The sequence below is a fragment of the Sporosarcina sp. PTS2304 genome (assembly GCF_003351785.1).
GTDB lineage: Bacteria > Bacillota > Bacilli > Bacillales_A > Planococcaceae > Sporosarcina.
In genome coordinates this window covers 3,088,866-3,115,346 of the sequence record NZ_CP031230.1, presented here as the reverse complement: position 1 = coordinate 3,115,346, position 26,481 = coordinate 3,088,866, and the positions used below count along the sequence as shown (strand labels likewise).

The window sequence follows — 26,481 nt, the reverse complement described above, 5'->3', positions numbered from 1 at the left end:
CACTATTTTACACTACTTTAGGATTATTTCCTTTTACCCATCGTTTTCTTTAACAACATGCCTACAACTACTCCATATAAAGCATGCCCGGCAATCCACCAGCTTAACGAAACAGCATCCGTAAAACTAGGTGTACGATCAGAAAACGATGTCGTCGGATATAGTAAAAGTCCAATAGCAGTATTAATTAAAAAAGAGAAATAAACGACACGGTTCCTTATAAAATCAGTACTTTTATCTAGTGCGATCACTAATAAGATACAGAGAACTACAGACACTACTAAGTGAAAGAACACTTCTATTGCTTCTGAAAATTGATAGTCTTTGACGATAGGTATATAATCAACGTTCAACAGTAATGTATATACTTTGTAACCTAACAGAACTTCTACTGATTTTAAAAATATTGCTAATATTATGCCTGTTACTAAGCCAATCCAAACACCTTTACACATATTTATCCTTTTCATGTATACACCTTCCTACACAACAAAAATAACAGATTTGACTTGACTCGTCAAATCTATGTATAATGTTAGACAAGAAGAACAGCGCGGGAGATTCACCGCTAATTCAGTTTGTATAGAAAGGTTGATTGCTGTGAAGCCGTCATCTGAAACACCTACGTATACCATTAAGCAGGTTGCAGATCTAACAGGCATGTCGAGACAAGTGTTACGAAAATGGGAAGAACGTTACAATATCGTCGTACCGCAACGGTTAGATAATGGATATCGTATTTATAACGATGAAGATATACGTCTTTTCTTGTTGATGAAGCGCTATGCAGAGGAAGGATTTGCACTTTCACAAGCAGCGGACATGGCCAAATCCCAAAAGAATACAGCTATGCCGTCCAGTCTTGAAGACACGTATGCAGAAGAGACATTGCGTGAGTTGCTTACACACGGAAAAAACTGTGATGAATTGGAGTTAAACTTTTCATTGCAAGCGGCCTATCACCGGTTAGGTCTTGAACAATACTTGCAACAAATTATTATACCTTTTCTTAAAAGTGTCGGGGATCATTGGGCTACGGGGGAATGGGACGAGTATCAGGAAGCATTGTCTAGCCTCGTTGTTAGAGACCAACTCGTTCAACTACGACGCAATTTCCAATATCGGGAAGACTCGCCAATATTGCTTGGCGCATGCCTTCCCAACGAATCGCATGAAATTCCCGTCCACATCATATTGCTGCAACTGATGTTAAAAGGCTGGCGGACTGCGATGATTGGGGCATCGCCTGCGCCTGGAGCGATAGAATCTTTTGTAGAAAAGATCAAGCCCGTTAAAGTATTACTTTCCGCCTCTACTACATTACCATTCGAAAAAAATCCAGAGATGATTAAACGACTGGATGCCTTTGCCGAAGAACATCCCGCTGTCACATTTTATCTCGGTGGATACGGTGCCGTCATTTGCGCCAACGAATTGCAGCTGCAACATATTCGTATGCTTGACTCCATTGATGATATTTAATTCTTTTTACATGTTTCATATGCTGCCAGTGCACGGGCTCGGGCAGCTCGATGGTCAACGATAGGCTTCGGATAATCTCCCATTGATTCTACTATGGAGGCAGGTGCTTTCATTGGCTCAAAAATATATTTCGCAGGTATATCACGCAACTCTGGAATCCACTTTTTCACATAAGTGGCCGACTCATCAAACTTCTCTCCTTGCACGATGGGATTAAACACCCTGAAGTAAGGAGACGCATCAAAACCACTGCCTGCCACCCACTGCCAGCCCATCGCATTGTTCGCGATATCCCAATCTACTAACGTCTCTTCAAACCACTTCATTCCTTCTCGCCAATCAATCAATAAATGCTTAATCAAAAACGAAGCGGCGATCATCCGCACTCGATTGTGCATATACCCTGTTTGCCATAATTCTCGCATACCAGCATCTACTAATGGATATCCGGTCCGCCCTTTTTTCCACGCTAGAAAATTTTCATCGGACGGCTGCCACGGAAACTTTTCAAACTCGGGTCGTACAGGCCGTTCCAACATATGAGGAAAATAAAGCAATTGGTAATGAGCAAAATCACGCCACGCCAACTGTCGTAAAAAGGCCTCAATTTGTTCATCAGCGACCCCGTCCGTAGCCAACGCGCTATACCAAAGCGATCGCACGCTAATATTCCCCCATGCCAAGTAAGGTGAAAGTTGAGACACATTCGGTTGCGCCGGAATATCACGTCCTTCTTTGTAGTCGGACAATCCTTTGCGGCGGAATGTCTGCCAGCATTCGATAGCGGCAGCTTCTCCTGGTTGCCACGAAAGTTTTTCATACCAAGGATAATCTGCCAGCAGTCCCCATTGTTCTGCAGGCAACGAAGGAAAGCGTGTAGCAGGGCCTTTCATGTTTTTTGGCACAGGCAACGACTGCGCAATCGGCTCTTGTCGAAGTTGTTTCCAAAAAGGAGTGAACACTTTATACGGTTGCCCACTTTTATTGAATATCGTATCAGGCGGTACGAGCAACGTCCCTTGGAATGAACGTACTTGCGCATCGATATTTTCAAAAGCAGCTGTCAATTCCTTTTCTAGCTGACGACTTTCGGGATCGTATAATTCATTATATACGAGTTGACCGGCTCCGCTTTCTCGCTGGATGTTCGTCAGTTCTTCCACTACAGAACCTTTTCTTACTATGAGTTGAATCTGGTGCTGCTCGAATGTTTTTTGAAGTTCTAGTAAACTATGATGCAACCACCAGTCAGATGCCTCGTGAACCGTTTCCGGCAAAATGAAAACCGGCAACACGTCACCATGTGCTACCGCTTCCACTAAGGCTGGATGATCATGCAAACGCAAATCTTTTCGAAACCAAACGATTGTACTGCTCATAACTTCCTCCTTTGATCGTGCTCATAATGTGTCGGGAGACCGGTTGGCAAAGTACGCCTTTTTGTCTGGTCTTCCAACGTCGGTCGAGTCTGGACGTCGCCCTGCACTTTTGATTCGGCTAGTTACGGGCGACAGACTCTCGGAGCGTTTCAGACCGGACGAAAAGGCAAAGTGACGCCTTTTTGTCTGGTCTTCCAACGTCGGTCGAGTCTGGACGTCGCCCTGCACTTTTGATTCGGCTAGTTACGGGCGACAGACTCTCGGAGCGTTTCAGACCAGACAGAAAGGCAAAGTACGCCTTTTTGTCTGGTCTTCCAACGTCGGTCGAGTCTGGACGTCGCCCTGCACTTTTGATTCGGCTAGTTACGGGCGACAGACTCTCGGAGCGTTTCAGACCAGACAGAAAGGCAAAGTACGCCTTTTTGTCTGGTCTTCCAACGTCGGTCGAGTCTGGACGTCGCCCTGCACTTTTGATTTTAAAATGCGCCTGATCCTCCTCCGCCGCCTCCTGTTCCTCCACCCCCGCCACTGCTACTGCTGTCGCTGGCTGGGGCGTTGGTGGAGATGTTCGTGGAGGCTTGGCTGAATGAGCCTGCTAGGAAGACGGGGTTGTAGACCATGCCTCCGTAGTACCCATCGTCGTAGTGACGTGTGTGGGTGGTAGATTGGTTTTCGTTTAGCTGTGTTTGGGCCTGGGCGAAGCTTTTGTAGTAGGCATCGAGTTCTGGATGTTTCGTTCCAACTCCGTAGATTAAGACGCGGAATCGATCGTCCATAGTCAAGTCTTCCCATTTTTCGGTATCCATTGCTTTCATCCATTCATCGACTTGCTCCCACTCTTTTTTCATTAACATTCCTGCGTAGTTGTAGGCGCTGAAGCCGATAGCTGAGACTGCGGCAATGATAGCTAGAATAATCGCCACAACCATGGTGCCATACAATTCGTGGAGTAATAAATATATTGCTACCCCTGCTCCGATCACGGCGATTCCACTGAGGATGAGGCGTACTTTGGAAGAATCCTCTTTTACGTCATACTGTTTCAATTCTTCTTTCAATAAACCTTTCCATAAGTCGAACTTCGTTGTGAATGCCTCGTAATTTTTCTCTGCTTTCGTGTAGGACATTAATTGCTTCAAAGTAAATTTATGATCCTCCCCTATTTGATAAAATAGCAGTTGAATCAATTGTTTTTCATGCTCTAATTTGACGTTCGCATCCACTAATTCAAACTCTTCTTCAGTCGTTTGCTTTACATGTCCTTTGCGTACTAAATCGAGTAAAGCTGCAGATAATAACTCAATAGAAACTGTTCCATTTTTGAACAGAATCGTCGCTGGCATGCTCATATCGTAAGCTGGAACATAGAAGCCATTCGAATCTATTTGATATTGCGCTTCTTTGGCGTATCTTTTCCTTCGCAAGCTAGCCAACAGCATGACGGCCGCAAACCCCAAAAATCCCGCCACCATACTAACGGCACCCACCGTACTCGCTTTCTGTTGATCTGCAATAAATTGTTCACGTTCCTCGATTAATCGTTGCTGCTCTGCGAGGATGACTGGACGAATTTCCCCTTCTCGCGCGTTCATTGCAGGGAATAAAGAAGGTTCATAAACAACTCGAATATCTCCATTTTCTCCCGAATACACCGTACCCATAGCGAATACGACACGACCGTCCTTCTCCACATTACCCGATCCTTCTGCACTGTCATACCCTAGAAACAGAACGTCAGAAGTTGCGCTCGGCGGCACGATGGTAATCGTCATGTTGTCATAATCGGTTTCATTGCGCCGATCAAAAAACGGCCAATAAAATTGTACACCGTCTTCGTACTTCTCCATGCCATCAACAATCGTATAATTCAAGTCGAACGTAACTTTTTCGTTACGCCCTTTACGGTGTGCGCGGTATTCATAATTGTTCTTTTCCACTTTCAACTCTTGATTTTTTTCATATGCTGTAAATTCTTCAATCAATGCTCCCTTTTTAGGCTGCATCTCCCGAATGATACCATTAAATTCACTATCGAAATCATACGTAAACTGTTCATTCACTTCTACTGTTCCATCTGCTTGTAAATGTGCGTAAATTTGCACGTCAGGGATGCTAAAATCAACTGCTCCCACCGTAGTCGGAAGTAGTAAGAATAACAATAAAACTATACTGGACAGTTTCCATTTCATACAAATCACCTCTTATCTGAAGTATACGATAAGAGGTAGTTAATAGATTCATTTATTTACAGAATGTTTGAAATCTCTATTTTACAGCTTCATCACACGAACGAAATAAAATCCTACCACAGCGAACAGCAACACCAGTATTCCGATAAATACAGGCATATTCAACGTCTCGATCTGTCCGAGCGCGATTCCATTCATTTGCCACATAATGAATACCATTAGCAGCGTGGAAATGTTTTTCGTAGCGTTCATGAACAGCATGCCGTAACGATATTGAACATCGATATTATCCGCTCGCAAATTTATATAATTAAACGTGTGTGGATATTTTTCCAACACGGACAAACCAATCCACAACGCAATGCCAATGAGCGGCAATAGCAGTAATTCAGCTTTCGATCCATAGCGGTCGACTTCACCATCCAGGCCGAAATGCGCCGGTATTTGATCTGGCATTTGATTCCAATGCAAAGCAAGGTACGTTAGACACGCAGCGAATAAAGCGATAACCAACACATCGAAAACCTTTGCCACATTGGATTTCGGCAGATTGCGCTTCGGTTTTTCCACTGCCATGTCTATCCCTCCTTACGAGCTTTTATCACTCGTCATTTCAAATACGTCGAAAATATTTTGATGAATATTCAATGACATGATCTTCCCATTCTTCTCATAAAAATGAATAGACCCTCGACGTTCATCGACTAAATCTGTCCAGCCCCATTCTTCAATGGTCTGTAAATACTCGTCTGGTGGATTGCCTTCTTCATCGCCAATCCCCTTCAACTTATACTTCGCCGCTTTAGAAATTTCCCCAACACAATCTTCCGGCTTCACTTCATAGGCTTCTTTAGGTACAGGAAATCCTTGATTGATAATAGCCATTCGATACCCATCTTCATGACTATAGACATTTGAACAACCAGCAACGAGCCATGCTACCATCAACAACACTAGCAGCTGCTTCATATCATAACCTCCCGTTTCACAGGTTACTTCAACTTCTCTACAATAACGACCTTCAAATAATTAAACTCCGGATAATCACGAGGTGTACGGAAATCCTTCGGCAATGTAGACTCTTCTAGCACTTTATAACGAATGCCAGTCTCTTTAAACGCCTGCTCGATGAACCCCTTAAACTTCTTCATACTAAAACTCGCATTGTTTGTAGAAGCTACAATAATACCGTTCTTCTCAGTTACCGCAATCGCTTCTTTCATGAGCATCGGGTAATCCTTCGCTGTGCTGAACGTATATTTTTTCGAACGCGCAAAGCTCGGCGGATCCAAAACGACCAATCCGAATTTCATCTCATGGCGCTTCGCATAACGGAAGTAATCGAACACATCCATCACGTTAATATCTTGCTGTTCATAATCAATGCCGTTGACACTAAACTGTTCAATCGTTTTCGCCACACTGCGCTTCGCCAAGTCCACACTCGTCGTTTTTGTCGCGCCTCCGAGTGCCGCAGCTACTGAAAAGGCTCCCGTATAAGAGAACGTATTCAGCACATCGCGGCCTTCCGAATACTTATCACGAATCGCCTTCCGCACATCTCGCTGATCCAAGAAAATACCCGTCATCGCCCCATCATTCAAATCAATCGCAAAATTCATGCCATTTTCTTTCACAATAATCGGGAAATCCCCTTCTGTTCCTTTCACGAAATCATCTTGTTCTACGTACTGCCCCTTCGTATCAAAGCGTTTCTTCTCATACACTCCTTGATAGTCCGTGCGCTTATCCAGTACATTGTACACATGGTGACGGAACGCATAAATCCCTTCACTATACCAGCTAACCATGTAATACCCGTCAAAATAATCAATCGTCAAGCCGCCAATCCCATCGCCTTCTCCATTAAATAAACGGAAAGCCGTCGTTTCAGGATCTTCCATATACGAATCGCGGCGTTCAAACGCAGTCGCCATTTTCTGATCGAAGAAATCAAAGTCAATCGCTTCATTTTCATTCGACGTCAGCACCCAACCGATTCCTTTATTCTGCTTACCGTAATAACCTTTGGCCAAAAACTTATGATACCGATCCGTTAAACGAAGCAAGTCTCCTTCTTCCGCGCGAATCTCACTCGTCATGACCGCATCTTTCAAAATTAACGGGTAGCCCTTCTTCAAAGCCGCCGTCCCCTGTGCATTCAACTGTAGTTCAACTAATTTACTCATATCGTCATCCTTAAAGTGTATTTTCTTTATTATCTCACGCTTGAACGCAAGATGAAAGCGTCATATGTACGTAAATACTTGTTGCTTTTCAAATCTTGCACACGCTACACTAATCAAAACAGCACTATGAACAGGAGGAACTTCAATGAAAATCACAACACTCGGAATTTGGGGCGGATACCCGAAGGCAAACAGCGCCACTTCTTCTTTCCTTATCGAACATGACGGTTTCCATTGTTTATTCGACTGCGGAAGCGGTGTCCTCGCCTCTTTGCAAAATTATATTGCACTCGATTCTCTCGATGCAGTCGTCATCAGTCACTACCATGCCGATCACATCGCAGACATCGGTAGCCTACAATATAGCCGATTAATCCAATACTACCTCGGTCACCCATCGCCACCACTGCCTATATATGGACACACTTTAGACGAAGAACAGTTCACAAAACTGTCTTACAAAGAACAAACAACTGCTATCGAACTGGCAGCCCATCAACCCATCACCATCGGTCCATTCACAGTAACTGCCTGTCCGACCGTCCATCCCGTCTATTGTCTTGCCCTGAAATTCACAGTCGGCAACCAATCCGCCGTCTTCACAGCAGACACCGAATGGACCGACGCACTCATTCCATTCGCTACGGACGCAGACATTTTATTTAGCGAAGCCAACCTATACGAAGAACACATCGGCATCTCCCCTGGCCATCTCGCAGGCAGCCAAGCAGGTACCCTCGCGGAGCAAGCAGGCGTAAAGCAACTCATCCTCACCCACTTGCCTCATCACGGGGAAATCCAAGACATTTTACACGAAGCCAAAAAGACCTTCGCTGGACCCGTCGAACTGGCAGAGGCCGGAAAAGTTTATACGTTGTAGAGGAAAAGTGATTCTATGAGCGCGAGCAAGCTTCCTATGAGCGCGAGCACACTTTCTATGAGCGCGGGCACGCTTTCTATGAGCGCAGACACACTTTCTATGAGCGCGAACACACTTTCTATGAGCGCAGACACGCTTTCTATGAGCGCGGACACACTTCCTATGAGCGCGGACACGCTTTCTATGAGCGCGAGCACACTTTCTATGAGCGAAACCACCAAAAAAGACCTTCGCACACCCGCGAAGGTCTTTCTCATCCTCACAAAAACACAATAACAGCCAAAACTACCGCCAACACAATACGATAAATCGCAAACGGCACCAACTTCACCTTAGAAATCAGCTTCAAGAAAAAGCGAATGGAAATCAAAGAAAACACAAACGCACTCAAAAAGCCGACGATGTAAAACGATAGATGATCCATCGACATATACTGCCAATTTTTCATCACTGACACAAGACTCGCACCCATCATAATAGGCACCGCCATAATGAATGTGAAATCTGCAGCCGTTCGGTGGTTCATTCCGAACAACACACCGCCCGAGATGGTTGCGCCAGAACGGGAAAATCCGGGCCACAGTGATAAACATTGCACCAAACCAACAGTGAATGCCTGTCTATATGTAATCTGATCCAACGTCTCCACCCACGGTTTTTTCGGACCGAACTTATCCGCCGCAATCATTAAAATCGCCCCAGCAACCAAAGCAATAATGACGGTTTCCACGCCAAATAAATAATCATCAATCAAATCCTTGAATGCAAATCCGAAAATAACTGCAGGCAACATGCCGACGATCACATGAAGCAAATTAAAACTTTCACTCATCTTCGTCTCGCTTTCACCTTTATACAAACCGACTAAGCTGAATAATCGTTTCCAAAACACGACGACGACCGCTAAAATCGACCCTAACTGAATCACAATTTTAAACGTGATGGCGGGGTACTTCCCCAAGAATTCTTCCGTCTTCAACCACATATTATCGACTATGATCAAGTGGCCTGTTGAAGATACGGGCGCGAATTCCGTCATTCCCTCTACAAATCCTAAGATCAACGCTTTCAATAAATCAAATAATTCCATAAGACTCTCTTTCCGCGAAGGCTAGGCTTCACCTATTCTATTTTCTACTAACTATAGCATTACCATGACGGCGGCGACAGGGGATAAGTTTCGCGCAACACCTTATCCACATGTGCATACATTCATTTTTTGTATAAATACTTGCGGTTATGCACATTACTCGTGGATACATTGTGGAGAAGTGCGTAATTTCTGACTACTTCTGTCGAATGAATCGTTTATCCACATGCCGCGTCTCTAGTACACCCTATGCTAGATTATTCATCACTATGCCGTTTACTTCACCAATTTCTTTTGAAATGCATAAATAACCGCTTGGGTGCGGTCCTGTACTTCGAGTTTTGATAGAATATTACTGACATGTGTTTTTACTGTTTTTAACGCGATGAATAACTCGTCTGCAATTTCCTGATTGGACTTTCCTTGCGCCAGTAACAGCAATACTTCCAATTCGCGTTCTGTCAAATCCTCATGTAATGCATGCGTTTGGCCGCCACGCATTTTTGTCATCATTTTCGTTGTCACTTCCGGCTCCAATACTGTTTGCCCCGCCATCGTTTCCCTGATTGCATCCGCCACGCGCTTTGCATTCGACGTCTTCAAAATATAACTGACTGCCCCAGCTTCTAGAGCCGGATATAATTTATCATCATCCAAGAAGCTCGTGACAATAATCACTTTCGCTTCCGGCCACTGCGCGATAATAGCCGCCGTCGCCTCCGCACCGTTCATGATCGGCATGACCATATCCATTAAAATAATATCGGGCCGCAACTGCAATGCGCGTTCGACCGCCACTTGACCGTTATCTGCTTCTCCAATTACTTCGATATCGGATTGCATTTGTAAATACGTCGATACGCCAATGCGTACCATTTCATGATCATCTACCAACAACACGCGAATCATCCGCAAGCCCTCCTTTTTCAATCGGTAATTTCACTTCGACAATTGTCCCTTGCGACGGTACCGAAACAATTTTGCAACTACCACCGATTTCAATCGCTCGTTCACGTACATTCTGCAAGCCGTACGATCCACCTTTTCCGTCGTCTTGTTTGAATCCGATGCCATTATCTTGCACACGTAAAATCGCCAAACCGTCCCGTTCGATCAATAAAATCTCCACTTCCGTCGCCTGTGCATGACGCAGCGTATTCGACAACGTTTCCTGTGCGATGCGGAATAAATGATCCTCTGCACCTTTTGACAACTCGATATCTTCTAAACGATGGCGGATATCGAACGTTACTTTTTCCTGCAACTCTCGTAAAAGTTCTTCCAATCCTTGTGCCAACGTCTGATTATGTAGCGCAGCTGGACGCAGATGAAGAAGAAGCGCTCGCATCTCTAATTGAGCTTGCTGCACCATTTTCTCCACTTGCGCTAGTGGTTTCTCTAGCGTTTGATTGCCTTCTTGCTGTTCTACAAGTGCCGATAACAGCATCGAAGCCGCAAACAGTTGCTGGGATACCGAGTCATGCAATTCTCTGGCCAACCGCTGACGTTCTTGCACAATTCGCTCTTGAATCATTTTATCTTGCGTGTCTGCACGTTCATCCGTAATCCGTTTCAAACTGCTGCGTTGCGCCTCTAGCACTTCGTATAATTGTTCAATCGAGCGATTCGTTTTCTTTTTCATTTTATTCGAACGGATAAATTCTTGCTTGGCATATAAATCTTCTAATTTTCCAATGATGAAGTTTTCCTTCGAACGACTCGTTATACTAATCCAGCTAGCAATGACTAAACTCAAGACAAAAATCGTTGTACATAACCATACCAATAAAGGCATATCCGCGGCTTCCGTCTCCAAAAGCCACTCGCCGTATTGCGTGAAAGATAAATCAATAAAAAGATAGAAAAACGCAGCTACTAAAGCGCTAAAGATGAACGTTAACAGAATCGTGCGCCCAATGATTGCTCTCATTTTCTACGCACCTCCACATCACCCATCCAAGTAAAGACTGTGATAATTATCTCTGGATCGTTCGGCTGTTTCGTTTCGTAGCCGTCTTTCTCTTGTATAGTTTCATTCAGCAGTCGCTCCTTTCCGCGATTGAGCAGATCTGCTTCTCCGAACAATGTCACATAATGAATACGTACGGGAATATCATACGGCAGTTCAATTAAGATCTTGCCGTATAATTGCCTAATCGAAATGAATGAAGCACCTTTTGGCAATACGGTATCCGTCACATCGACATGTAAATTCGCGAAAAACCCTTGTATATGAACATCTTCCCACTCATACGTAGAAAAAGGAGTGGATTGAACAGAAAACAAACGATTGTTCAATATGCCTTGGGACCGTCTCGCCCGCGGCTTCCGTAAATCACCGAACACTTCATTGGCCGGCATGCCTTTCCACATTTTTAAAAGAGTGTACAATACGATTCCTAAAATGAGCAAACGCACACTCCATAGAGTTAACAGTGCTATGACGGCGAAAAGCAGGCCAAGGATAGCTGTCCATTTCTCTTGTCTTCTATAGCCATAATAGAGAAATCCTCCACCGAGAAGGAGGAAGATAATGTTGCCGTTTGAAAAAAATACGGCTTCTATGAACACAAGCAGTAAGAAAACAATCGCAACTGTTCCGAGCTTGCTAGACTCTTTATTTGTCATGTCATCTTCTCCCTTCCCGATAGAGGAAGCGTACATGCCTCCTCCCCTAGTTTACACAATATCCTGCGATTTTGCGCTTTTTTCTAACGAATCTAGACGTTGCTCCATCGATGAGTGTGATTGTCTAGCTGTCGTTGCACTACCTAAATTTTCAATATATGAATGTAAATCATCCAGCGTCGAGAATATCGGATCCGGTTGTACGAATTTATCCATCTTCTCCTGTGCACGCGTAACATTTTCTTTGCCCATTAACTGCAATTGACGTACACGCATGTCTTTAATACGATGCTTCATCTCTTCAAATTTTCGTTCCAATGAAAGCAATTCTTGTGTGGCGTCCTGAATGCTTGCAGACAATCGGGCAACACGATTTTCATACGCTTCGACTTCTTCTTTTGCGAAAGATACTAGCTCATATTCGCCGGCAGCTTCAGCCAACTTCAACTGATCTCGACGCTTCATCGCTAGTAATTCAGCATCTTGGCGTTCATTTTCCAATTCTTCTTTCAGACGTCCTTGGCGCTCCAATAGTTTCCCGATTTCCGTTGTTTGCTGTTGCGCGTCCAAAAAGTATTGATTCAATAATGCTAATGGATTTTCTTTTTTCCGAGGCTTGTCCATCAAACTATTTAGATCTTCCTGTACAGTATATTTCAATCGATGCCAAAATGCGTTCATAAGTCATCTCTCCTTTATTTTGTAAGTTCATTCCACTGACGTTCAAAATTTGTAAACGGGTCATCCGATTTCGTCATGTTCGGCTTCACTTGACGGTCATTCCATTTATGCCAGACATAGTATATTCCGATCAGCGCAATGATTCCGATGAATGCGCCGACATTTGAGACGGATCCGATTAAGCTAATGACCAATGCAGTCATCCAGAATACTTTAGCGAACATCGAGATACTTTTTCTCCAGTAATGGAAACTAGCCAAAGCGATTGCCCCTGTAATGGCCAGCACAATAATCGATCCTAAATTCAAAAACAATGTCAGACCTGCCACAATCCCGAGTAAAAACAATCCAAATTTCTTCATGTGAATGTCCTCCCTTCATTTGTACCTTCAGTTTATAATGAATCGTCATTTTCTCCGACAGTCCCCTAGCGTATTTCTCTCTCAGACTTAAGGCGGAGACAAATGTAAGACTTCATTTTTTGCACAAAAAAACAGCCAGAATCATTCTGACTGTCTACACTTATTTTGTAACTCGCACTAATCCAGCGATCAATCCTGAGTGAATTCCTTCATGCCACGCTAAAAATTGAAGAACATCATCGATAGTCTCCATTGTGATGAACTTTCCGATCGAGATGGGCGATTCCAATGCTTGATTGGACGAATGGTCTATCACTTGTGGAATTCGTTTGCCTTGCTCTTTGAATGCGACGATCAATTTTTCCATCGCTGGCGGTGCATCTTGCCAAGCAGACGGGCTAGTTCCTGTTTTAAAATAACCCGACCACTCTGTGTGATGCGGTTCATACGTCTTGACTGCTTGGCTCAAAAGACTTTCTGCAGTTACGTAAATATGACCGACATTCCAGTGAATCGTATTGGAAAAGTTCGCAGGTTGAACGTCCCACATCTCTTCACTTGCACCTTTTATACGACCTAATGTATAGCCTCTTGCCATGGATAGTTGTTGAACTGCTCCCATATATCCATTCCTCTCTTCCCGTCAATCGAAAACCAGCCACGCATAGTTGCGGGCTGGTTTCACGATAGATCTGTCGGTTTTTCGATGTTCTTATGCTCGTTCCACTGACCGTGTGCTTCGTGATTGTACTTGCGGTTATATTCATCTTGATCACCATACGGGAATTCCTCGCCTGGTTTCAAGTCATGATAGTTTTGGCTTGGTGATTTGTTTTGACTATAAGCGGAAGGCTGATGCTTCCCTGTATCGTCTTGCGCATTTTCTCTGAATTCTGCTGTAGAATCTGAATCAGCAGGATCGGCTAATGGCAATTCATCCGGTACTACCGCTCTTTCATTTTCGCTACTTACTTTAGGTGTTAAATCTCTTTTGTTTGGATATTTACCGTCAACAGTTGTCATCTTTCCATTCCTCCCCTTATTCTTCTCTATAAACAGACTTCACTCTGTATACATACCCTCATTCAATTAAGAGTAAACTAATTCCTTCTTAAAATAAAAAATTAGAGAAAGACAGTAGTTTTTACCTGTCTTTCTCTATATCCATTTACCCAGCAACGATATCAATCGTTACTTTGAATAAATCTCCATCAACTTCTACATCCATCTTGCCACCATGCAATTCTACAATCGATTGTGCAATCGCAAGCCCAAGACCTGAACCTTCCGTCTGTCTCGACTCATCCCCGCGCTTGAAACGCTCGAATAATTCATCGGTATTATCGCCAATTTCATACTTCGCAACGTTCTTTATAACAATCCGAGCATTCGTTCCAACCCGTTGAAGATTTACGTAGACACGCGTACCCGTCAATGAATACTTCAGTGTATTGATCAACAAATTATCCAGCACACGCCACCACTTCTGTCCATCCACCTGCGCATAAATCGGGGTTTCTGGCAACGTACTACGAACAGATAAATTTTGCTTGGCAAACTCTTCCGCATGTTCTGCTAATGCTTGTTGCATCAACTGATTCAAGTCCACACGTTGCCTCACAATTTCCATAGTGCCACTTGCCATTTTTGATACTTCAAACAAATCCTCGATTAATGTTTTTAATCGTTGCGATTTTTGATCGAGTATTGCGACGTATTTACTTCGCTCTTCTGCAGATAGCTGTTCATTTTTCAATAAATCGGTATAGGTAATGATGGAAGTCAACGGCGTCCGTAAATCATGACTGACATTGGTGATCAACTCACTTTTTAAACGTTCACTTTTCGCCTGTTCATGAATAGAAACGCGCACTCCTTCACGTAAATTATTCAAATTCGCTGCATGTTTGGCGAGCGGCGACTTCCCTTTGACGGGTATAGCCTGTGTCAAGTGCCCTGCCGCCATATCATTTGTGGCAGCTAAAATCCGATTTAAGTACGCGCCCCTGCTAGCAAACAGATAGAGCGCTGGTAGTCCAAGGAATACTACACACGCCGCATATAGGAGGACACCGAATCCACCGACCGCCATAATCGCCACCCCGAGCCCTGCTAAAAAGAAGCCGATCAGCAAGTAGAATAATTGAAAACCGATCGTCCGATTTTCGAACATTCCTACGATATTTCGGGTAAATTGAGCAGTATAACTTTCACTAACGGCCTGTTCAAATGCCCCTACTTGACGATATTGTGCAATCCAATGAATCGTTTGGAATGCTAATAGTATGATAGGCAGAACACCGAATACTATAAAGCTGAAGACTGCATTGCCAATCGTACCAAGAGTCGCGTACGTCAGATGGTTCAAGACGTTAACAATTGCAGATTCGATATAGAGAGCTAAAATAAAACCTGTCAGTAAAAACAGAAGTATTTTCACATCAATTTTCCAATGCGAGTAAATAGAAGCAAACTTTTCATGCTTTACCCATTCTTTGCGAAACTTCATTTTTGTCAACAGTGCAATAAGTGCAATGATACCGACAAGCCAAAATACATACAACGCGTATTTCCCACGATTGAAATCACGAATATTTTCTGCAAGCACACCAGATGTAGCAGTGTCGGACGCAACAATAATCGTCCCTTCAAAGTACTGCGGTGGATTATTGATACGCAACATTTCGTCAGTTGATGGTTGTGTCGAAGCATTCATGTCCTCTGAATAATCCTCTGAATAGGAATCCGTAAATTCAGAGTAACTCCTGTCATGGAGATCAGAGTGTGCTGTAAAATAACCTTTCGTATCACTGAACTCTTCCTTATAAAAGAAAGGTCTATCCACTCTTCCTTTTGTAAAGCGTTCCCCTGTTTCTGTATTGACCAGATCATACGAGATCGGCCATGCATCCGAACCGTAACTTCTTTCATCCTCTATAGCATTAGCCAACTGCTTCGCTTTCTCACTACGAATTTTATCGGCTATATACTCATCATTAGTGAAATTCTGTTCGATCTCTTCTAGCTTGTCGTTGCGTTCCTTGACGAGTTCTAGTAAAAGCGTTTCGTTTTTCTCTTGCTTTGCTTGTGCGATTCGATTGGCGTATTGTTGTTTTATACTTTCCAGTTGCTCGCTAAGCGTTCGATACCTCTTCCGGTACTCCTCAATTTCTTGATTTGAAACGGGCAATTCTTGAACAATCTTTTCTAAGTCTGGCGGATTCAGCACAGTCTCCGCTAAATTTTCATATGACTGTTCTAGCTGGTACTGAAAATCTCGTTGATCAGTAAATGTCTTGCCAACTAACTGAGGTGCATAATAAATGATCGACGGCAATGCAATTAACACGAGCGTCACGAGTGCAGACCAACTAACGAATTGGATTTTTTTATTCATGACACGTTTCCTCCTCTAATGATTCGTCCAAAATAGTCAGCAGCTAAATTTAAGCGTTCCCATCCCGTTGCGAATTGGTCCAGCACAAATGACGCGCAATATAGTAAACTACTCACAGCAACGACAATCGCAATAAGTGACCAAACCAATCCGCTGCTATTTCTCGATTTTGTAGCCAACACCCCACACCACCTTTATATATCTAGGATTTTTCGGATCTGCCTCGATCTTCTCCCGGATCTTGCGAATATGCACCGCCACGATATTTTCTGCGTTATATGCAGGTTCATTCCAGACACGCTCATACATTTCATGGATAGAAAATACACGTCCTGGATTTTTCATCAGCAATTCGGTGATTTTGTATTCAATAGGCGTTAGACGAACCGGTGTCCCATCCACTGTCAGTTCCTTCGCTTCTTCATTTAACACAAGCCCATCTACTTCAATCACTTTTTGCCCGTCATACGTTCCAAGCTGTACATATCGGCGAAGTTGCGATTTCACGCGTGCCATCAGTTCTAGTGGATGAAATGGCTTCGTGACATAATCGTCCGCACCTACTGAGAGCCCATGGATCTTATCCGAATCCTCAACTTTCGCACTCAGCATGATGATCGGGATATTTTGCATTTCCCGTATTTTAAATGTGGCCGTGATACCATCCATATTCGGCATCATAATGTCCAAAATGAGTAAGTGTACTTCATGTGTGGCGAGTAATTCCAGCGCTTCTTGCCCGTCTTTCGCTTTCAATACAGCATAGCCTTCATTTTTTAAGTAGATTTCAATTCCTTCACGGATTTCCTTATCGTCATCCGCAACCAGTACTGTAAATTCCATCATTCTGTCACCCCTTGCTTGTAATTTCATTCTATCACCCAACTCTTAACAAACAGCTAGGGAAAGTATGAAGAAAGTCTGAAGGTTTTTATTTGGAATGGGAAGGATATCGTTTCACTGAAGTTAGTGAATGGAGTGTCCAGCTTCAGACCTTGATTTTTCATTTCAATTAAAATGATAAAAATTCGTATTTAAGTTGCTTGATCACTATTATGATGTCTGTATAATTCCAATAAAAAAAGCCACACTCTTATAGTGGAGGTGACTACGATGCCTAAGAAGAAAAAGAATAAGCAGAATGAAAAGATGCGTGAGGAGTATGGCTTTGGTTATGACCTGAGTCCAGATGATTTTGACGTCATCGGACAAAACGATGCAGCTAAGAAAAATAATGCGAATTCACAAAAGGACAAGAAGCGTGTACAAACTGGTGACGACCACACTGTAAATCCATCCTGAATACAACTAGCACCCTTTCCTTCTATAGGAGAGGGTGCTCTTGCATTTTCGCTATGAGCGCGGGAGGCCCTTCTATGAGCGGTCAACCTCTTCCTATGAGCGCACAACCTCTCACTATGAGCGCGAGAGCACTTTCTATGAGCGCACAACCTCTTTCTATGAGCGCGAGAGCACTTTCTATGAGCGCACAACCTCTTTCTATGAGCGCGGGAGCACTTTCTATGAGCGCACAACCTCTCACTATGAGCGCGGGAGCACTTTCTATGAGCGCACAACCTCTCACTATGAGCGCGGGAGCACTTTCTATGAGCGCACAACCTCTTTCTATGAGCGCGTGGACACTTCTATGAGCGCACAACCTCTCCCTATGAGCGCGGGAGCACTTTCTATGAGCGCACAACCTCTTTCTATGAGCGCGTGGACACTTCTATGAGCGCACAACCTCTTCCTATGAGCGCGGGAGCACTTTCTATGAGCGCACAACCTCTTTCTATGAGCGCGGGAGCACTTCTATGAGCGCACAACCTCTTCCTATGAGCGCGTGGCCACTTCTATGAGCGCACAACCTCTTTCTATGAGCGCGAGAGCACTTTCTATGAGCGCACAACCTCTTCCTATGAGCGCGCGGACACTTCTATGAGCGGTTTCACTCTCCCTATGAGCGCGCGGGCTCTTTCTATGTGAAAAACTTACCAATTTCTCATGAAACTCTCATTTTCCTCACAGCGTCCTGTAAATTACCTCCTTTATTATGTAGTTATACAAGAAACACACCACATTCTAAAGGAGAGATTTTATTATGAAAAAACAACTCATTTCAACGCTAGGTGCACTTATGTTAACTACAGGAGCTTTACACGGCGTCACAGCAGAAGCTAGCCAATTGAACACAAATCACCAACCCGCAGCTTACACTTACTACCAAGGTGGGTACCAAGCAGCTGCAGTAGACGTAACTACACTTCCTGAATACGCAACTGTCGCTTCAAAAGTTGACGTTACAACTCATACAGTACGCGTTGTAGAAGACCAAAAAGTCATCCGCAAAATGATTTTGAACGATTCACTAGGTCGTACTCAATATAAAACAGTTTTCAACAAAACAACAAACCACTTAAAAATTATCAACACACGTGGCGCAATCGTATTCAATCAAGTCATCACTGAACAACCGGCTCCAGAAGTAAAACCAAGCCAACCGACTACACCGTCTACACCAGTCGTTCAACCGACAACTCCTGAATACGATGCTTTGGCTAAAACAGTTGACTTAACTGGCTATACTACACGTGTAGTGACTGATAACTACAACACACGTGTAACTATTTTCTCTGACGCTCAACGCCACGCTCAATATAAAACAATTCTGGTAAAACGTACAGGCGCTGTCAAGATTATTCGTTTATAATAGTTCAACAGTAATAGGAGTAGCCGACTTGGCTACTCCTATTCTTTTGTAGACAAATGTGTGAATCACGCTAGAGGATAGACTTTTACTACTCAAATGATTGAGTAATCAAATAGTATACACAATGTTGCCACAACTCGACAAAAATTTAAAAGCTATCCAAATTACGACATATTTTTCATTTCGCATTATATATGATGAATAGGTTGCTTCCTACTCACAAGAAATTGTCTGCATGATTCGAAGCGTAATTTATATTGCGGAGGAATAGATATGAATAAAGCGTGCGAGAAAGCGTTCCTATTGTTTAGGATCAAAGTAAAAAGAAAGATTATGTATAAAGAAGCTGGATATTTCGGATTTACACATCCGCGCGTTGTACAATGTAGTCAAGAATTGGATAGTTTATTGAATAGAGTGCAACGTATTTGTTCATAACAATAGCATTTGAACCAACGAGATCATCAATTAGTACATCCTTTAAAAAAGGAGTAGTCTATGTCAGCTACTCCTTTTAAATCTATCCAAAATACTTACTATACAAATCATGACGTAATTTCCCGCTCAAATGTGCATAAATCCTAGTTGTTTCACTTTTTTCATGCCCTAACAAACTTTGAATCACTTCCAGCGGCGCACCATTATCTACCATATGCGTAGCAAAACTATGACGTAATTGATGAGGATGTATCGTTTTATTTATTTGAGCGCGTTTTGAAATTCGCTTGATGACATAACGTAATGTATCTATACTCATTCGTTTCTTTGGATTCCGCTCCGTTACAAAAAGGCATGGCTCATCATCCTGTCGCTCTTCCAAGTACCTCTTTAACCAAATTGCGCACCGAATATTAAAATAAACCTCTCTTTCCTTATCGCCTTTGCCTAGCACAATGACTGAGTGTCCCATAAAGTTAATATCGTCTCTATTTAACTTCTCAACTTCTCCAATGCGACAACCAGTAGAATAAAAGAATTCAAATAAGGCTTTTTCCATTGTGGTATGGCAAGCTTCCCGCAAATGTTCAATATCCTGTCTAGAAAGAAACTTCGGTATTCGCTTACCAATTTTAGGCTCTTTTAATTTAGCAGCAGGATTTTTTTGAAGATACCCTTCTTCATGCGTCCATTTACATAAAGAACGAATGAATCGGATCCGATGCCCTAAACTAGAAGGCATCAAATGTCCTCCAGCCTCAATCAGATACTTTTTCAACTCACTCGTAGTCAGCTCATCCATCTCTACATCGCCTAAATAACGTTGCAGTAAATCAAATTGGAATCCATACATTTTCAATGTCAAAGGCGAAAAACCTTCTATTTTTTTATCCGCTTGATACTGTTGCCATGCTTCACTCAACAACATATTTCCACACTCCTATACGATGTGTTCCTTGTAGTAGTCATAGTATAGACATGTATGAAACTATTTATTCACTGCTAGATGACTGTTGCGTATAATAGCGATCAACATTCCGTGAATTAGTGATTCATCGCTATTTTCACCCAGACAACGTATAATAAAAGAAGTAGAAAAAGTTATTTTTCTCAAGTTTAAAAAAGAGGTGCAAGTATTTGAAATCATTTGAAACAGCATTACCCGAGCAGTATGAAACATTAAAAAAACAGGCCAATTATACATCTAGCTGGCGAGAGCGTTTAGACGCAGTTGAAACGTTAGCGGCTTACAAACATGACAAAGTCATAGATTTATTAAAAAATCGGATGCAGCATGATACTGTCTATAAGGTGCAAGTAGCAGCTTATGAAGCACTTGTAGCATTCGGCGAGGACGTAGAGAAGCCTTTACCTGCAAGGTTTGATATAATCAAAGGTACAGACAAAATCTTCTTGCGCGTGAAAAAGAGCTTGCCGAAGGACCATACAGTAGCAGACTTTGCGGATAAGCTAAAACGGATGCGTGTAGATGTCTTTGATGCATATGAAGGCGACAAAGGTGCAGAATTTATGGACTGGTTAAAGGAACGTTGGAGAAAGCTGTAATCAATCGTTTTTTGATTTATATAGAAAAGGCATTCTCTCCATTTTGGAGGGAATGCCTTTTCTTATCTAACAATGCGACTCGTCGAAGCTACCAAAATTTATATTACCGTTTTCTTTTGGTATTTACTTTTATTGTGTCTTAAAAGAATTTGGATTCATTAACGAGTTTATGAACTTCAACTAACTAGCCCCAGATAACTGGATTGTAGTTAGAACCCTTCAATCTGTGTTGCAACCGGACGCATTCTATAGGTGGAGTGAGGCTGACTTAGATTGGCTTGCGGCTTGCGCTTCCAGACGATACGCTTTCAGGAGGGGGCGCGGCGGACCGTCAAGCGCTGCGGGTTACGCCTGTCAAGTGCAAAGATGTGCTCCTTCTCGCTGCGCTTCACTCGCAAAAGCCGTCCTTCGCAACGGCTTTCCCTTATCCTCCCGGAGTCGATCGTCTTCCAGCTACAGCCGGACTTAGTGTGTGCAAGACAGGTTGATAGCTCTTTGTAGATAGTGAAAACTAAGTAGACTTGTTTGATATAATGTGATTGCTTTTAAAGTTAAATAGCGGTGAAGTGTTATCAGCTATTATGACTGTTTCGATGAACTGAGTGAAAAAGCAATGACCCTATATACATTCAGTCAGACAAACCATAGCTCAACCCACATTGTTCAGGAAGTGGAACTTACCATACTCTATTTCTGGACGAACACCAACTGACTTCCCGACACAAACTCAAGGATTCTCCCGGAAGAACCGGCGACTCCTGGAGGATCAGGACGACAGGCGTAATCGCCAACGTACTTCTGGCGAGTCCGCAGCGTCCCCTCAGGAAAGCGTCCGGTTTCTCTCGGGAGAATCCTAAAGCGTACACTAACTCTACAAATACTCATCAAGAGCATCTCATTTCAAAAAACCAATTTCTTTGGATAATCTACAAGCTTGTTATTTTCTGTATATTTGACAAAATGGTCCGATTCTCGCATAACCTTATTCCGTTAACGCGCCCGATAGCTAGATAGTGGTTTGAACCCGTTGATCTGCGCTGCAACCGGACGCTTTCTGGAGGGCGGGCGGTGAACCACACCCCTCGCTTCGCTCGCTGGGTGTTTCACCTGTCCCGCTGATCCTCCCAGAGTCGCCGGTTTCCGCTCCGATCAACTAAGTTACTACGAATAAATCATGTAACGCAATCGCAACCGTTTATTTAGGACTTCTTTTTGTCTATAAGTATTCCAACTATGGCTCCCAATAAAATATTCGTTATTAAAATTGGGTTTATTGAATCCATTGCAAATATTAGAATGAACGATAAAACACCTGCGACTAACGCGAATAAAATTGCATTATATGACACGATATTTCCCCCTCGACTTAACTCTTTCTTTTATAAATTGGCCCGTTTGATGCACTGTCCTTATCACACAAACGCGCTCATATCTGGAATAGTGTTAAGCACGTTGATTTGCGTTCCAGCCGTACGCTTTCCGGAGGGCGTGGCTTGAGCCGCTTCCTTCGCTTCGCTACGTCCAGGGTCTCAAGGCTCACGCTGATCCTCTCGGAGTCGACGGCTTGCACTCCAATCAACTAAGTGAGTACATCAAATTTTATTCTTTAAACGCACCCGATTACGGAAGGTACTATAGCATCCTTTATTGATTAATCTTCAACTACATCTATTAAATCAGTATGAATACTAACAAAGTAAGCTTTTAGTAAATTCTCTAATATCCCGTTAAGCTTGTGATATTCGTCATCAGCCTTTTTAATAACATTATAAAATTCATCTTCTTCTATCTCATCATTTTCTAGAGCAACGTACAACCTCCACAATTCTTGACCATATCTTTTCTCAATCATTGCATAGTCTTGAGCACCAATTTTCTCGAGGGTAGGTATTAATTTGTTTAAATAAATGTCAATGCTTATCTCATCGATATACGATTCAATCCAATTCAGTAAAGTTTCGTGTCCTCCACTTTCAAGCTCAGAATAGTATTGAAAAACAATAAATGCTTCATTTAAAACTGTGTCTTTAGTAGATAAATCACATTCACTTATCACTGTTATAATAGTGTTCCATATATTGTCGTTGTCTAATAAATCTCTTCTGTTCATTTTAGGTTTCATAGTATTCCCCTTAATGATTACTTTCTTGCAACAGTCTTAAACTAAATGGCCCGTTAATGGAACAAGCCCACTTTAAAGTTATTGTAACATATTTCATGAATTAACAGAAATATCATACATAAACGAAGTAACCAAAATGGCTACTTCTCTCTCATCCAGGTTGCTCTTCAAGCAAACCATACTTTCGCTGAATCCGTTGCAAAATCTTAATCCAACTGGCACCAAAGACGATCAGGAAGAATACGTTTGAGAGCGCGTGGGCTAAATCGAAATAAATACTCGACACGTAGATTCCGATAAAGAACTCCCAGGATAAGGCTTCGATATTGCCGACGATGATCCACATATTCATGAACCAGCCAAACAAATAGCCCCAGAGGAAGCCAAATGTGCATTTTCCCCATAATGTTCTCATCCATGACGTGTTACGTAACAAACCTGCACTCATGCCCATCATCCCCCAAGCGTACATCTGCCAAGGTGTCCATGGACCTTGCCCGAGAAAGAAGTTCGAAACAATCGCAGCAACCGCGCCTACGATAAAGCCCGATTCTGCTCCGAAGACAAGTCCCGCCATGATAATGATGAATGAAGTCGGTTGCACACTTGGCAAGCCCGCAAACGGCACGCGTCCGACCGCTGCGATAGCAGCAAGCATCGCCAGTAACACGACTTCTCGCCCCGCCACGTCCCGCCACTCAAAACGCGCAAAGAACGGAATCATAATGCAAGCGATCATGATCAAACTCAACAACAAATACGCTTTATAATGTAGAAAGACAATCGAAATGACGAGCAGGCAAAGCAACAGAATGGAAACAATTAATAAATACTTTCTCGAACGTTCCATGTCGCCACTGCCTCCTCATACGTCAGCACTTCTGGCTGTCTCGTTTCCCGCGTCGCTCGGTTAATTGCCGTCGTATAAAAATAGTTTCCTTTAAATAATTCATCTGGTGTTCCGTCAGCAGCAATTTCCCCGTCGAACATCATCGCACAGCGTTCCGCATAGTGCGCCGCAAAACTAATATCATGCGTCACCATAAAAATAGTCAATCCATTTCTCTGCAACTCGGACAATAATTCGCCCAAATGCTGCTTAGAAATCGGATCCATGCCTTTCGTCGGTTCGTCAATGAACAACATTTCCGGCTCCGCTAATAAAATACAAGCAAGGGCAGCCTTTTGGACTTCCCCACCCGAACAATCATACGGATGACGCATGCGTAAATGCGAAATCCCAAACGACGTCAATAACTGATCGATTCTACTTTCCCCATCTTTCAAACCAAAACGTTCAACAAGATTCTTCATCTCTTCTTCAATCGTTTGTTGGACAAAATACGTCCGCGGATTTTGAGGTAAATAGGCAATTTTCCCAAGCCAATCAGAGTCCTTACTTTTCTTCATATCTTTACCGTTCAACCGGATCTTTCCGCGTTGTGGCTTAATACTACCAAGGCTCGCACGCAAAGCTGTCGTTTTCCCACTACCATTCCCGCCAACTAATGAAAAGAACTGACCTTTCGGAATGCATAAATTCAAACCCTTTAAAACGAACGGCTCTTTCTTCTTATATTGGAAATAGATATCGGTCAATTCTAGCAACAACGGCTCTTGGTTCGAAGTAGCTTTGGCGTCCACCGCCACCGTTTCTCTTTCCTGTCGTCCAATCCATTGTTTACACTCTTTAACAGTGAGCGGAATGGCCTGACGAACTGGCCATTCTTCAAACTCCATATAGAGTCGTGCAAATGCTGGAAGATACGGGAACAGTTCAGTCGCTTGATCCGCATATAATTGTTCAATGACTTGCCGGCTTTCTCCGTCATAGCGCAACTTCCCTTGTTCCATGAAGATGACCCGATCAGCCATGGCGTACAGCTCTTCTAATCTATGTTCTACCAAGACAATCGTCATACCAGTTTCTTTGTTCAACCGTTCTAGCATCAGCACTAACTCTTTGGCCGCCACTGGATCGAGCTGTGAGGTCGGTTCGTCTAGCAATAAAACACGTGGCTTCATTAGTAAAACGGATAATAGATTCAATATCTGTTTCTGTCCACCCGATAATTCAGACGGCTTGGCATTCAATAAGTCTTCCACTCCGAAAAAGTGAACCATTTCTGCTACGCGCTTACGCATTTCAAATGTGGAATAACCTAAGTTCTCTAAGCCGAAGACAATCTCTTGCATAACTTCATCCATCACAATTTGATTGTCAGGATCTTGGAATACATAACCGACTTCTTCAATCATTTGGCGTGGTTCCCAGTCGTTGATCGGCTTTCCTTTATATAAGATCTCACCTTCTAGTTTACCAGTCGGCGTCAATTCTCTTTTCAGCAGCTTCAGCAAAGTCGTCTTGCCACTACCACTCGCTCCACCAATTACTACGAAGTCTCCCTCATCAAATGAAAGACTCACATCGGTCAGCACTGGTTCTGTATCAGGAAAAGAAAACGAGACATGATTTACGTTGAATAATTCCATTTCTGCAACTCTCTCCCTTCTACAAATACCGGAAACAGTGCGACGGCTAAACTACAAGCGAATACCGTCCAATCCAGTGGGTATAAATGCAGTGTACCGAGCGCCGGGTAGATGATAATTTTCCCATAACCTAAAAATCCGCCAGCCACACAAACTGTGAATAATAATGCTAAATACGTAAGCCATTGTTTATCTGAACGAGTCATGCGATACGGTATGTAAGGTTTTCGTTTACCTGATCCATAGCCACGTGCTTTCATGGAGTCCGCTGTTTCAATCGCTTCCTCTAATGACCAGGAAAGTAAAATCTGCAAAATCGACATCCCACTTCTCGCCCGTTCACGCAATGATCCTTGTGAAATGGTCATCCCTTTCAGTCGCTGGACATCTTGAATTTCCATTAAACGTCTTTTCAACAACGGTACGAAACGAATGGATAACATAATAAGGAACGCGGTTTTCGGCAAGATTCTTGAGAAAATATACAATAATTTATTGCCATTCAACACAATATTCAATGAGATAAAGAGCAGTAAAATCATCAGCAATGACATCGATGTTACGACACCATATAACGTCGCTTCTAGCGTCACTTGCTTGCCTCTAAAATAAAAGAACACATGCGTCCCTCTAGAATTAATGAATGGATTAATGAGGATAATGAGGACAGTCATTCCAATCATCATCGGCGCCCATTGCTTCATCGCCGCTCCGCCATCATGCGATAAATTAACGGCAATTAGTGCTAGACAACCTGCGAATAAAAAGATTGGATGATTGAAAAACATCGCAAAGAAGCCTATACAAATATAGTAAAAAAACATAACAAAGGGGTGAACAGTTTGTATCCCATTGCCCATAACGTTTCCCCTCTC

General features: G+C 43.0%; 30 protein-coding genes. 6 read left to right on the top strand and 24 right to left on the bottom strand.

Annotated features, from left to right (window positions below; genetic code table 11):
• Window positions 1-23 precede the first annotated feature (23 nt).
• Window positions 24-470 carry a hypothetical protein gene (locus tag DV702_RS14895; RefSeq protein ID WP_114925456.1) on the bottom strand — a complete coding sequence of 149 codons (447 nt, stop codon included), beginning with the start codon at window positions 468-470 and terminating at the stop codon, window positions 24-26.
• Between the two features lie 130 nt (window positions 471-600).
• Between DV702_RS14895 and DV702_RS14890 the strand changes: the two genes are divergently transcribed.
• Complete coding sequence (locus tag DV702_RS14890; protein WP_162805823.1) at window positions 601-1,482, top strand: MerR family transcriptional regulator; 882 nt, start codon at window positions 601-603, stop codon at window positions 1,480-1,482.
• Here DV702_RS14890 and DV702_RS14885 read toward each other — a convergent pair.
• The 5 genes from DV702_RS14885 to DV702_RS14865 form a co-directional block, all read right to left on the bottom strand.
• Complete coding sequence (locus tag DV702_RS14885) at window positions 1,479-2,861, bottom strand: cryptochrome/photolyase family protein (protein ID WP_114925454.1); 1,383 nt, start codon at window positions 2,859-2,861, stop codon at window positions 1,479-1,481. The two genes, DV702_RS14890 and DV702_RS14885, sit on opposite strands and share 4 nt — an antisense overlap.
• Window positions 2,862-3,337: 476 nt before the next feature.
• Window positions 3,338-5,050: a DUF2207 domain-containing protein gene (locus DV702_RS14880; protein ID WP_114925453.1), complete on the bottom strand. Its 1,713-nt coding sequence runs from the start codon at window positions 5,048-5,050 to the stop codon at window positions 3,338-3,340.
• An 81-nt stretch (window positions 5,051-5,131) separates the two neighbouring features.
• Window positions 5,132-5,626, bottom strand: coding sequence for a DUF1648 domain-containing protein (locus DV702_RS14875; RefSeq protein WP_114925452.1), 495 nt, complete (start codon window positions 5,624-5,626; stop codon window positions 5,132-5,134).
• A gap of 12 nt (window positions 5,627-5,638) precedes the next feature.
• Window positions 5,639-6,019, bottom strand: coding sequence for a hypothetical protein (locus DV702_RS14870; RefSeq protein WP_114925451.1), 381 nt, complete (start codon window positions 6,017-6,019; stop codon window positions 5,639-5,641).
• 23 nt (window positions 6,020-6,042) lie between these two features.
• On the bottom strand, window positions 6,043-7,239 hold the full coding sequence (locus DV702_RS14865) for a class I SAM-dependent rRNA methyltransferase (protein ID WP_114925450.1): 1,197 nt from the start codon (window positions 7,237-7,239) through the stop codon (window positions 6,043-6,045).
• Window positions 7,240-7,384: 145 nt separating this feature from the next.
• On the opposite strand from DV702_RS14865, the gene DV702_RS14860 reads away from it, so the two are divergent.
• Window positions 7,385-8,119: an MBL fold metallo-hydrolase gene (locus DV702_RS14860; RefSeq protein ID WP_114925449.1), complete on the top strand. Its 735-nt coding sequence runs from the start codon at window positions 7,385-7,387 to the stop codon at window positions 8,117-8,119.
• On the opposite strand, the gene DV702_RS16900 is transcribed toward DV702_RS14860, so the two are convergent.
• From DV702_RS16900 to DV702_RS14800, 12 genes are all read right to left on the bottom strand, one after another.
• A complete protein-coding gene (locus DV702_RS16900; protein ID WP_162805822.1) occupies window positions 8,107-8,337 on the bottom strand; it encodes a hypothetical protein in 231 nt (76 codons plus the stop codon). The genes DV702_RS14860 and DV702_RS16900 overlap by 13 nt on opposite strands.
• A 41-nt stretch (window positions 8,338-8,378) precedes the next feature.
• On the bottom strand, window positions 8,379-9,209 hold the full coding sequence (locus DV702_RS14850; RefSeq protein ID WP_114925447.1) for an undecaprenyl-diphosphate phosphatase: 831 nt from the start codon (window positions 9,207-9,209) through the stop codon (window positions 8,379-8,381).
• A 276-nt stretch (window positions 9,210-9,485) separates the two neighbouring features.
• A complete protein-coding gene (locus tag DV702_RS14845) occupies window positions 9,486-10,118 on the bottom strand; it encodes a response regulator transcription factor (RefSeq protein WP_114925446.1) in 633 nt (210 codons plus the stop codon).
• Window positions 10,093-11,139 (bottom strand): sensor histidine kinase, encoded by a 1,047-nt coding sequence (locus DV702_RS14840; protein WP_114925445.1) that lies wholly within the window; start codon window positions 11,137-11,139, stop codon window positions 10,093-10,095. The genes DV702_RS14845 and DV702_RS14840 overlap by 26 nt, the downstream gene beginning before the upstream one ends.
• Window positions 11,136-11,837: a cell wall-active antibiotics response protein LiaF gene (gene liaF, locus DV702_RS14835; protein ID WP_114925961.1), complete on the bottom strand. Its 702-nt coding sequence runs from the start codon at window positions 11,835-11,837 to the stop codon at window positions 11,136-11,138. Before liaF ends, DV702_RS14840 begins: the two co-directional genes overlap by 4 nt.
• A 51-nt stretch (window positions 11,838-11,888) precedes the next feature.
• Window positions 11,889-12,518, bottom strand: a complete 630-nt coding sequence (locus DV702_RS14830) for a PspA/IM30 family protein (protein WP_114925444.1) — start codon at window positions 12,516-12,518, stop codon at window positions 11,889-11,891.
• A gap of 14 nt (window positions 12,519-12,532) precedes the next feature.
• On the bottom strand, window positions 12,533-12,880 hold the full coding sequence (locus DV702_RS14825) for a lmo0954 family membrane protein (RefSeq protein WP_114925443.1): 348 nt from the start codon (window positions 12,878-12,880) through the stop codon (window positions 12,533-12,535).
• Between the two features lie 160 nt (window positions 12,881-13,040).
• A complete protein-coding gene (locus DV702_RS14820; protein WP_114925442.1) occupies window positions 13,041-13,502 on the bottom strand; it encodes a DinB family protein in 462 nt (153 codons plus the stop codon).
• Window positions 13,503-13,561: 59 nt separating this feature from the next.
• Complete coding sequence (locus DV702_RS14815; RefSeq protein WP_114925441.1) at window positions 13,562-13,903, bottom strand: hypothetical protein; 342 nt, start codon at window positions 13,901-13,903, stop codon at window positions 13,562-13,564.
• Window positions 13,904-14,048: 145 nt separating this feature from the next.
• Window positions 14,049-16,277, bottom strand: a complete 2,229-nt coding sequence (locus DV702_RS14810; RefSeq protein ID WP_114925440.1) for an MFS domain-containing histidine kinase — start codon at window positions 16,275-16,277, stop codon at window positions 14,049-14,051.
• The gene (locus tag DV702_RS14805; RefSeq protein ID WP_114925439.1) at window positions 16,274-16,456 is read right to left on the bottom strand and encodes a hypothetical protein; all 183 of its coding nucleotides are present in this window, start codon (window positions 16,454-16,456) and stop codon (window positions 16,274-16,276) included. The genes DV702_RS14810 and DV702_RS14805 overlap by 4 nt, the downstream gene beginning before the upstream one ends.
• Window positions 16,434-17,123, bottom strand: coding sequence for a response regulator transcription factor (locus DV702_RS14800; RefSeq protein WP_114925438.1), 690 nt, complete (start codon window positions 17,121-17,123; stop codon window positions 16,434-16,436). The genes DV702_RS14805 and DV702_RS14800 overlap by 23 nt, the downstream gene beginning before the upstream one ends.
• Window positions 17,124-17,390: 267 nt before the next feature.
• Between DV702_RS14800 and DV702_RS14795 the strand changes: the two genes are divergently transcribed.
• Entirely contained in the window at window positions 17,391-17,579 is a 189-nt protein-coding gene (locus DV702_RS14795) for a hypothetical protein (protein ID WP_114925437.1), read from the top strand.
• A gap of 82 nt (window positions 17,580-17,661) precedes the next feature.
• Here the strand turns inward: DV702_RS14795 and DV702_RS16895 are convergent, their stop codons facing one another.
• Window positions 17,662-17,937: a hypothetical protein gene (locus tag DV702_RS16895; protein WP_162805821.1), complete on the bottom strand. Its 276-nt coding sequence runs from the start codon at window positions 17,935-17,937 to the stop codon at window positions 17,662-17,664.
• A 441-nt stretch (window positions 17,938-18,378) separates the two neighbouring features.
• Between DV702_RS16895 and DV702_RS14785 the strand changes: the two genes are divergently transcribed.
• Both DV702_RS14785 and DV702_RS14780 read left to right on the top strand, forming a co-directional pair.
• A complete protein-coding gene (locus DV702_RS14785) occupies window positions 18,379-18,987 on the top strand; it encodes a hypothetical protein (protein WP_114925435.1) in 609 nt (202 codons plus the stop codon).
• Between the two features lie 273 nt (window positions 18,988-19,260).
• Window positions 19,261-19,425, top strand: coding sequence for an aspartyl-phosphate phosphatase Spo0E family protein (locus DV702_RS14780; RefSeq protein ID WP_114925434.1), 165 nt, complete (start codon window positions 19,261-19,263; stop codon window positions 19,423-19,425).
• An 82-nt stretch (window positions 19,426-19,507) separates the two neighbouring features.
• Here the strand turns inward: DV702_RS14780 and DV702_RS14775 are convergent, their stop codons facing one another.
• Complete coding sequence (locus DV702_RS14775; protein ID WP_114925433.1) at window positions 19,508-20,353, bottom strand: tyrosine-type recombinase/integrase; 846 nt, start codon at window positions 20,351-20,353, stop codon at window positions 19,508-19,510.
• A 209-nt stretch (window positions 20,354-20,562) separates the two neighbouring features.
• On the opposite strand from DV702_RS14775, the gene DV702_RS14770 reads away from it, so the two are divergent.
• Window positions 20,563-20,991 (top strand): HEAT repeat domain-containing protein, encoded by a 429-nt coding sequence (locus DV702_RS14770; RefSeq protein WP_114925432.1) that lies wholly within the window; start codon window positions 20,563-20,565, stop codon window positions 20,989-20,991.
• Between the two features lie 1,651 nt (window positions 20,992-22,642).
• Here DV702_RS14770 and DV702_RS14765 read toward each other — a convergent pair.
• The 4 genes from DV702_RS14765 to DV702_RS14750 form a co-directional block, all read right to left on the bottom strand.
• A complete protein-coding gene (locus DV702_RS14765; RefSeq protein WP_114925431.1) occupies window positions 22,643-23,113 on the bottom strand; it encodes a DMP19 family protein in 471 nt (156 codons plus the stop codon).
• 151 nt (window positions 23,114-23,264) lie between these two features.
• Entirely contained in the window at window positions 23,265-23,963 is a 699-nt protein-coding gene (locus DV702_RS14760) for an ECF transporter S component (protein ID WP_114925430.1), read from the bottom strand.
• The gene (locus DV702_RS14755; RefSeq protein ID WP_114925429.1) at window positions 23,936-25,606 is read right to left on the bottom strand and encodes an ABC transporter ATP-binding protein; all 1,671 of its coding nucleotides are present in this window, start codon (window positions 25,604-25,606) and stop codon (window positions 23,936-23,938) included. The genes DV702_RS14760 and DV702_RS14755 overlap by 28 nt, the downstream gene beginning before the upstream one ends.
• Window positions 25,588-26,466 (bottom strand): energy-coupling factor transporter transmembrane component T, encoded by an 879-nt coding sequence (locus DV702_RS14750; RefSeq protein ID WP_114925428.1) that lies wholly within the window; start codon window positions 26,464-26,466, stop codon window positions 25,588-25,590. The genes DV702_RS14755 and DV702_RS14750 overlap by 19 nt, the downstream gene beginning before the upstream one ends.
• Window positions 26,467-26,481: the final 15 nt, after the last annotated feature.

Coding starts and splice junctions, on each gene's coding strand:
- DV702_RS14895 (WP_114925456.1), bottom strand. CDS start 470: ATGAAAAGGATAAATATGTGTAAAGGTGTTTGGATTGGCTTAGTAACA.
- DV702_RS14885 (WP_114925454.1), bottom strand. CDS start 2,861: ATGAGCAGTACAATCGTTTGGTTTCGAAAAGATTTGCGTTTGCATGAT.
- DV702_RS14880 (WP_114925453.1), bottom strand. CDS start 5,050: ATGAAATGGAAACTGTCCAGTATAGTTTTATTGTTATTCTTACTACTT.
- DV702_RS14875 (WP_114925452.1), bottom strand. CDS start 5,626: ATGGCAGTGGAAAAACCGAAGCGCAATCTGCCGAAATCCAATGTGGCA.
- DV702_RS14870 (WP_114925451.1), bottom strand. CDS start 6,019: ATGAAGCAGCTGCTAGTGTTGTTGATGGTAGCATGGCTCGTTGCTGGT.
- DV702_RS14865 (WP_114925450.1), bottom strand. CDS start 7,239: ATGAGTAAATTAGTTGAACTACAGTTGAATGCACAGGGGACGGCGGCT.
- DV702_RS14860 (WP_114925449.1), top strand. CDS start 7,385: ATGAAAATCACAACACTCGGAATTTGGGGCGGATACCCGAAGGCAAAC.
- DV702_RS14850 (WP_114925447.1), bottom strand. CDS start 9,209: ATGGAATTATTTGATTTATTGAAAGCGTTGATCTTAGGATTTGTAGAG.
- DV702_RS14845 (WP_114925446.1), bottom strand. CDS start 10,118: ATGATTCGCGTGTTGTTGGTAGATGATCATGAAATGGTACGCATTGGC.
- DV702_RS14840 (WP_114925445.1), bottom strand. CDS start 11,139: ATGAGAGCAATCATTGGGCGCACGATTCTGTTAACGTTCATCTTTAGC.
- liaF (WP_114925961.1), bottom strand. CDS start 11,837: ATGACAAATAAAGAGTCTAGCAAGCTCGGAACAGTTGCGATTGTTTTC.
- DV702_RS14830 (WP_114925444.1), bottom strand. CDS start 12,518: ATGAACGCATTTTGGCATCGATTGAAATATACTGTACAGGAAGATCTA.
- DV702_RS14825 (WP_114925443.1), bottom strand. CDS start 12,880: ATGAAGAAATTTGGATTGTTTTTACTCGGGATTGTGGCAGGTCTGACA.
- DV702_RS14820 (WP_114925442.1), bottom strand. CDS start 13,502: ATGGGAGCAGTTCAACAACTATCCATGGCAAGAGGCTATACATTAGGT.
- DV702_RS14815 (WP_114925441.1), bottom strand. CDS start 13,903: ATGACAACTGTTGACGGTAAATATCCAAACAAAAGAGATTTAACACCT.
- DV702_RS14810 (WP_114925440.1), bottom strand. CDS start 16,277: ATGAATAAAAAAATCCAATTCGTTAGTTGGTCTGCACTCGTGACGCTC.
- DV702_RS14800 (WP_114925438.1), bottom strand. CDS start 17,123: ATGATGGAATTTACAGTACTGGTTGCGGATGACGATAAGGAAATCCGT.
- DV702_RS14795 (WP_114925437.1), top strand. CDS start 17,391: ATGCCTAAGAAGAAAAAGAATAAGCAGAATGAAAAGATGCGTGAGGAG.
- DV702_RS14785 (WP_114925435.1), top strand. CDS start 18,379: ATGAAAAAACAACTCATTTCAACGCTAGGTGCACTTATGTTAACTACA.
- DV702_RS14780 (WP_114925434.1), top strand. CDS start 19,261: ATGAATAAAGCGTGCGAGAAAGCGTTCCTATTGTTTAGGATCAAAGTA.
- DV702_RS14775 (WP_114925433.1), bottom strand. CDS start 20,353: ATGTTGTTGAGTGAAGCATGGCAACAGTATCAAGCGGATAAAAAAATA.
- DV702_RS14765 (WP_114925431.1), bottom strand. CDS start 23,113: ATGAAACCTAAAATGAACAGAAGAGATTTATTAGACAACGACAATATA.
- DV702_RS14760 (WP_114925430.1), bottom strand. CDS start 23,963: ATGGAACGTTCGAGAAAGTATTTATTAATTGTTTCCATTCTGTTGCTT.
- DV702_RS14755 (WP_114925429.1), bottom strand. CDS start 25,606: ATGGAATTATTCAACGTAAATCATGTCTCGTTTTCTTTTCCTGATACA.
- DV702_RS14750 (WP_114925428.1), bottom strand. CDS start 26,466: ATGGGCAATGGGATACAAACTGTTCACCCCTTTGTTATGTTTTTTTAC.